The organism is Alphaproteobacteria bacterium (genome assembly GCA_030739735.1).
GTDB lineage: Bacteria > Pseudomonadota > Alphaproteobacteria > UBA7887 > UBA7887 > UBA7887.
Genome location: JASLYQ010000038.1, coordinates 1 through 5,931 on the forward strand (window position 1 = coordinate 1; position 5,931 = coordinate 5,931).

The window sequence follows — 5,931 nt, forward strand, 5'->3', positions numbered from 1 at the left end:
GAGCTCAGTGTTAGAGAAGTAAGATGCCGTACGCGTATACTGGCCATAGAATAGGTTTTGGTTAGTCCATTCGAAATCGAAGGTATAGCCAAGTGCCTCGCGCACTACTGGATCGGCGAACTTGGGTCGCCGCGTGTTGAGCCAGAAGCCCTGCATGCCCGTCGGCTGCTCATGATCGATTAGCCGCTTGACAATGATGCCGTCGGCGACCTCCGGAATGTTGTAGGCGGTGGCCCACTCCTTGGAGTTGTTTTCGAGGCGAAAATCGTATTCACCAGCCTTGAATGCCTCGATCGCTACTTTGGCGTCGCGGTAATAATCGTAGCGGATCGTATCTATATTATAACGGCCGACGTTTACCGGCAGATCGCGCGCCCAATAATCGTCGACGCGGATCAGCGTGACAGAACGGCCGGGCTCCAGTTCGGCGATGCGGTAGGCGCCGCTGCCGAGCGGCGGCTCGAGGGTCGTCGCCTCGAAATCGCGGGTCTCCCAATAATGCTTGGGCAGGATAGGAAACTGGCCGAGGATGAGCGGCAGCTCGCGGTTTGTCGTCTCTGGATCAAAATTGAAGCGCACGGTTCGCTCCGCCACCTCTTCGACACTCGCCACATCGGCATAGTATTGGCGGTAAAAAGGGTTGCCCTTGGTTTTAAGCGTCTCCAGGCTCCAGATGACGTCGGCGACCGTGATGGGCTCGCCGTCATGCCAGCGGGCGCCCTCGCGCAGGGCAAACGAAACCCAGGAGCTATCTTCCGGCATGGTGATGCTCTCCGCCAGCAGGCCATATTCGGTAAAGGCCTCGTCGGCGGAACTGGTAAGTAGAGTATCGTAAATTTGGAAGCTACCGGCGGCGGGAACACCCTTGAGGGTGAAGGGGTTGAGGGTATCGAAGGTGCCGATGGTGGCGAGCTTCACGGTGCCACCTTTGGGCGCATCGGGATCGACATAATCGAAATGGCCGAAATCAGGGCCATATTTTACGTCGCCGAACATCGATATCGCGTAGGCATCGGTGAGGCCGCCACGGGCTGGCCCGCCCGCGGAGATGGCATCAAGGCCACAGGTAAAGCTTTCACTCGGTGCTTCCGCCTGCGCGGCCGCGGCAAACACCATGAGGCCGGCCAAGGCCGGAATGGAAAGATGACGGAACAGCTGGCTCATGCGGCCTCCCTTGGGACGGCGCGACAGATGCACCGCTCCCTTACAGTGTCGGGCGGAAAGTGCAGCAGTTCAAGAGGTCACACGCAGGATCGTGATCACTGGATCAGCGGTGCGGACGCCGCCGCATTGCTACGCAGATAGGCGATCACGGCAGCTCGATTCTCGGCCTTCTTAACGCCCGGAAAGACCATCTTGGTGCCGGCCATGAAATCATTCGGCTTGGTCAGGAAAGCGTCGAGCGAGGCATAGTCCCAAGTGCCACCTACCCCGATCAGTGCGCCAGAGTACTTGAAATCAGTGTGGCGCCCTATCGGCGCACCGACGACGCCCCAGAGATTGGGGCCAACCTTATGCGAGCCACCCTCATCAAGGCTATGGCACACTTTACATTTCTTAAAGGCCTTTTCGCCGGCGGTGAGATCGGCGGCCGTAATGGCCGCGATCAGGGGTGATGCCGCGTCGGACACCGCCTCCACAATCTCCTCGACACCTCCCTCGACCGCTGCTTCAACTGCCTCAGCAACATCTTCTAGGGCCTCGACGGCCTCAGCCATCTCGTCGGCGGCCATCTCCTCGACCGGCTCTTCGTCGGTAACCTCCACCGACGCATCCTCTTCCTCGGCACCACTGACGACGTAAACAGGCTTGCTCTCAGCGTGCTCGCCGTCGGTGACCAACTCGACTAGAAGAGACAGGCTGAGCACTATGAGAATAGCCATCAGAAGGGCCCCGACAATCTTGTTGATTTCAAAGCCTGACATGCTTACTCCGGCTCTCAAGAAACTGCGCGCGGGCGCGAAAGTAGGGCTTCGCCCGCGGCATCGCAACACCTAGAGCAGCTATGACAGACAGTAATGCTACCATCGTCTTAATTCCGGCACGCTTGGCCTCGACTCGCCTGCCGCGCAAAGTGCTGACGGACATCGCGGGCGCGCCGATGATCGTGCAGGTTTGGCGCCGCGCCATGGAGGCTGAAGTCGGCCGCGTCGTGGTTGCCTGTGCAGAGGCCGAGGTGGCGGAGGCCGTAGCCAGCGCCGGCGGCGTCACGCGGCTGACTAATCCCGACCACGCCTCCGGCTCGGATCGCATTCAGGAAGCGCTGCGGGCCGAAGACCCGGATGGGACGTACGGCGCCGTAGTGAACCTGCAAGGCGACCTGCCAACCATCGATCCACAGCAGATTCGTGCCGCGGTCGCCCTACTGGACGACCCGGCGGTCGATATCGGCACGGTGGCCTGCGAGATCGCGAACGAGGCCGAGCGCCACAATCCCAATGTGGTCAAGATCATCGCCGGCTTCGCGGAAGGCGCCAGACGCGCTCGCGCGCTGGCATTCACGCGCGCCACCGCACCCTGGGGCGACGGCCCCCACTACCATCACATCGGCCTCTACGCCTATCGCCGGGCAGCGCTCGAGCGGTTTGTCGCGCTGCCGCCGAGCCCACTCGAGCGGCGCGAGAAGCTGGAGCAGTTACGTGCCCTCGACGCCGGCATGCGTATCGATGTGGCGCTGGTTGACACCATGCCGCTCGGCGTCGATACCGAGGACGATCTGCAACGCGCCCGCAGCATGCTGGGTGGGGAGAGACAACCGTGACCAGCGATACTCCACGCATTACCTTTCAGGGCCAGGCCGGCGCCTATTCCCATATGGCCTGTCTCGCCTCTTTTCCCGACTACCAGCCATTGCCCTGCGAAACCTTCGAAGACGCGTTTGCTACGGTCGAGCATGGCACGGCGGAGTTGGCGATGATCCCGGTGGAGAACTCGGTCGCTGGCCGTGTTGCAGACATCCACCATCTGCTACCCGATTCCGGCCTGCACATCATCGCCGAGCGCTTCCGGCGGGTGCACCACCAGTTGCTTGGTTTGCCCGGCGCGCGAATCGGGAATCTACGCAGCGTGCACAGCCATGTGCATGCCCTAGCCCAATGTCGCAAGCTGATCCACGAGCTCGGTCTGGTGCCGATGGTCGAGGCGGACACTGCCGGTGCGGCATCCGCCATTGCCGGGCGCGACGATCCCAGCCAAGCAGCCATTGCCTCATCATTGGCGGCCGAGACCTACGGCCTCGATGTGCTGCGGACCAATATCGAGGACGCTGCGCACAACACCACACGTTTTCTCATCATGGCGCGCGAGCCGCACGAGCCCGAGCCCGGGACAGAGCGTGTGCTCACGAGTTTTGTGTTCCGGGTGCGCAACATTCCTGCCGCGCTGTACAAGGCGCTTGGTGGTTTCGCCACCAACGGTGTCAACATGATCAAACTGGAGAGTTACATGCTCGACGGCTCTTTCTCAGCGACCCAGTTCTATAGCGATATCGAGGGTCACCCGAGCGAAGAGCCCGTGCGTCTGGCTCTCGAAGAACTCGGCTTCTTCTCCCGCGACGTGAAGATCCTTGGCGTCTATCCAGCCGATTCCTTTCGCGATTTTAACGATAGCTGAGCCAATCGTCTGAAAGCCACTCCTCGATCAACCTGCGGGCGATGGAGCCACGCCGCGGTAGGCGGAACTCGCTGTTCTCAGGCGAGGCCAGAAGCTGATTGCGCCGAAACCAGGAAGCGGTCTCCAACTCGTCCGTGTCAACATTAAGCGTGGTGTCCTGTGCCCTGGCGTGAAAACCGAGCATGATTGAGCCTGGGAACGGCCATGGCTGGGAGGAATGGTACGTGGGCGCCTCAATGGTAACGCCGGATTCTTCGTAGACCTCGCGCGCCACCGCCTCTTCCAGGCTCTCGCCGGTTTCGACGAACCCAGCCAAGGTTGAGTACATGCCTTTGGGCCAGACACGCTGGCGGCCGAGCAGGCAGAGATCGCCATGGCTGACCAGCACAATGATCGCTGGATCGGTGCGCGGGAACTGGTCTATGGCGCAATCGCTGCTCGTGCAGCGCCGCACGTGGCCCCCCGAGGCGCTTTCGCTGAGGCTACCGCAGGCGCCGCAAAAGCGGTGTCGCCGATGCCAGTGGAGCAGCCCGCGGGCGTAGGCCATCACCGCACCATCGTCGGTCGACAATAGTGCCGTCATGGTGCGCAGATCGAGAAACTTGCCACGGTCGGCGAAAAGCGGCTCGTCCAGGTGTGAGATGTCGACCGCAAAATGGGCGATCCCGTTACCCTCGCCGAGCAGCACCCAATGCTCAGCGTTGGCGAGCAAGTCCCGGCCCTCATCGCCCTGGTGCCAAGTTGCCGCAGGCGCCGCCGAATCGGTAATGAGGTGGTGGTCACGCCAAACCACAAGCACACGGCTTCCCGGGTGCTCGCGCAGCCGCGCAATCGCCTCGGCATCGCGGCGCAGGGATTCGTTGCGGCTCAAAGGCATACCGCAGAAGGCGTGTGGTCGTGTCATGGCGGCGACCCTGGCATAGGAAGCTCCCAGCCGCAACGTCGTCGGCGCTTGCACAGATGGGCACTATGGCCGATAACCTCCGCGGGAGGTCGGTGGCGGACGAGCCACTCGCCAACCCGGTCAGGTCCGGAAGGAAGCAGCCGTAACGAGCCCGGCCCGGGTCGCAGGCCGGCCTCCCACCCAGATTGCAACATAAGGGCGGCGCCACGAGCGCAATCGGTCAAGAATCATGGGCAAGACCGGCTATCGCGTACTGGCACGGAAGTACCGTCCGACCAAGCTTGAGGAGTTGGTCGGCCAAGACGCGTTGGTGCGTACGCTCTCCAACGCGTTCTCCAGCGGGCGGCTAGCGCATGCTTTCCTGCTCACCGGTGTTCGGGGCATTGGCAAGACGACGACGGCACGGATTATCGCCCGGGCGCTGAACTGCACCGGCGCGGACGGCAGCGTCACAGCGCCGGTGGCGGAACCTTGCGGGGAATGCGAGACCTGCGTCGCCATCGCCATAGACCGCCATCCCGACGTGCTAGAGATGGATGCGGCCAGCCGCACCGGCGTCGACGACGTACGCGAGATTATCGAGAGCGTACGGTACGCCCCTGGCTCTGGGCGCTACAAGGTCTACATCATCGATGAAGTACACATGCTCTCAAATAACGCCTTCAACGCGCTGTTGAAGACGTTGGAAGAGCCACCCGATCACGTCACCTTTATTTTTGCTACCACAGAAGCACGCAAAATTCCGATGACGGTGCTCTCACGTTGCCAGCGCTTCGACTTGCGGCGGGTCGATGCACAGACACTCGCCGGCCATCTCGGCAAGATCGCCGAGCAGGAATCAGCGACCGTCTCTGCAGACGCAATGGCGCTGATCGCGCGCGCGGCCGACGGCTCGGTACGCGACGCCCTATCACTGCTGGATCAGGCCATCAGCGATGCCGCCAGCGCGGGGGTAGAAGCCGGTGCCGTGCGCAACATGCTAGGACTGGCCGACCGCGGGCACGTCTTCGACCTAGCCGAGGCCGTGCTCGGTGGACGCTTGGCAGACGCCCTCGATTCGCTTGGGGAGCAATATCGTGCAGGAGCCGACCCCGTGGTGGTAGTGCGCGACATGCTGGATCTCAGTCACTGGCTAACACGTCTCAAGGTAACGTCCAACGCCGCCAGCGACCCCAGCCTGCCCGAGGCGGAACGCGTGCGTGGCGCAGCGCTTGCTGAGCGTCTCAGCGTACCGGACCTGGCGCGTTGCTGGCAGATCCTGTTCAAGGGTCTGCGCGAGGCGCTGGACGCGCCGGCGCCGCTGTCTGCGGTTGAGATGGTGCTGGTGCGCCTTGCCCATGCCGCCGACCTGCCCAATCCGGCCGACCTAGTGCGTAAGCTTCAGAACCAAAGCGACAGCGCTACTGCCCGGTCCG

At 62.4% G+C, this 5,931-nt stretch carries 6 protein-coding genes and 1 other RNA gene; 4 read left to right on the forward strand and 3 right to left on the reverse strand.

Annotated elements, in window-relative coordinates; all coding sequences use genetic code 11:
• Nucleotides 1-1,164, reverse strand: a 1,164-nt coding sequence (locus tag QF629_12880; protein MDP6014416.1) for an extracellular solute-binding protein, incomplete at its 3' end; no start/stop codon positions are given.
• 95 nt (nucleotides 1,165-1,259) lie between these two features.
• Nucleotides 1,260-1,925 carry a cytochrome c family protein gene (locus QF629_12885; GenBank protein ID MDP6014417.1) on the reverse strand — a complete coding sequence of 222 codons (666 nt, stop codon included), beginning with the start codon at nucleotides 1,923-1,925 and terminating at the stop codon, nucleotides 1,260-1,262.
• Between the two features lie 80 nt (nucleotides 1,926-2,005).
• Between QF629_12885 and QF629_12890 the strand changes: the two genes are divergently transcribed.
• Together QF629_12890 and QF629_12895 are read left to right on the forward strand one after the other, a co-directional pair.
• Nucleotides 2,006-2,761 carry a 3-deoxy-manno-octulosonate cytidylyltransferase gene (locus QF629_12890; protein ID MDP6014418.1) on the forward strand — a complete coding sequence of 252 codons (756 nt, stop codon included), beginning with the start codon at nucleotides 2,006-2,008 and terminating at the stop codon, nucleotides 2,759-2,761.
• Nucleotides 2,758-3,612, forward strand: a complete 855-nt coding sequence (locus QF629_12895) for a prephenate dehydratase (protein MDP6014419.1) — start codon at nucleotides 2,758-2,760, stop codon at nucleotides 3,610-3,612. The genes QF629_12890 and QF629_12895 overlap by 4 nt, the downstream gene beginning before the upstream one ends.
• On the opposite strand, the gene nudC is transcribed toward QF629_12895, so the two are convergent.
• On the reverse strand, nucleotides 3,599-4,516 hold the full coding sequence (gene nudC / locus QF629_12900) for an NAD(+) diphosphatase (GenBank protein MDP6014420.1): 918 nt from the start codon (nucleotides 4,514-4,516) through the stop codon (nucleotides 3,599-3,601). The two genes, QF629_12895 and nudC, sit on opposite strands and share 14 nt — an antisense overlap.
• Nucleotides 4,517-4,602: 86 nt before the next feature.
• Here nudC and ffs point away from each other — a divergent pair.
• Together ffs and QF629_12910 are read left to right on the forward strand one after the other, a co-directional pair.
• Nucleotides 4,603-4,694: signal recognition particle sRNA small type (gene ffs, locus QF629_12905), an RNA gene on the forward strand.
• Nucleotides 4,695-4,745: 51 nt separating this feature from the next.
• Nucleotides 4,746-5,931: DNA polymerase III subunit gamma/tau (locus tag QF629_12910; GenBank protein MDP6014421.1), on the forward strand; the 1,186-nt coding region annotated here is incomplete at its 3' end.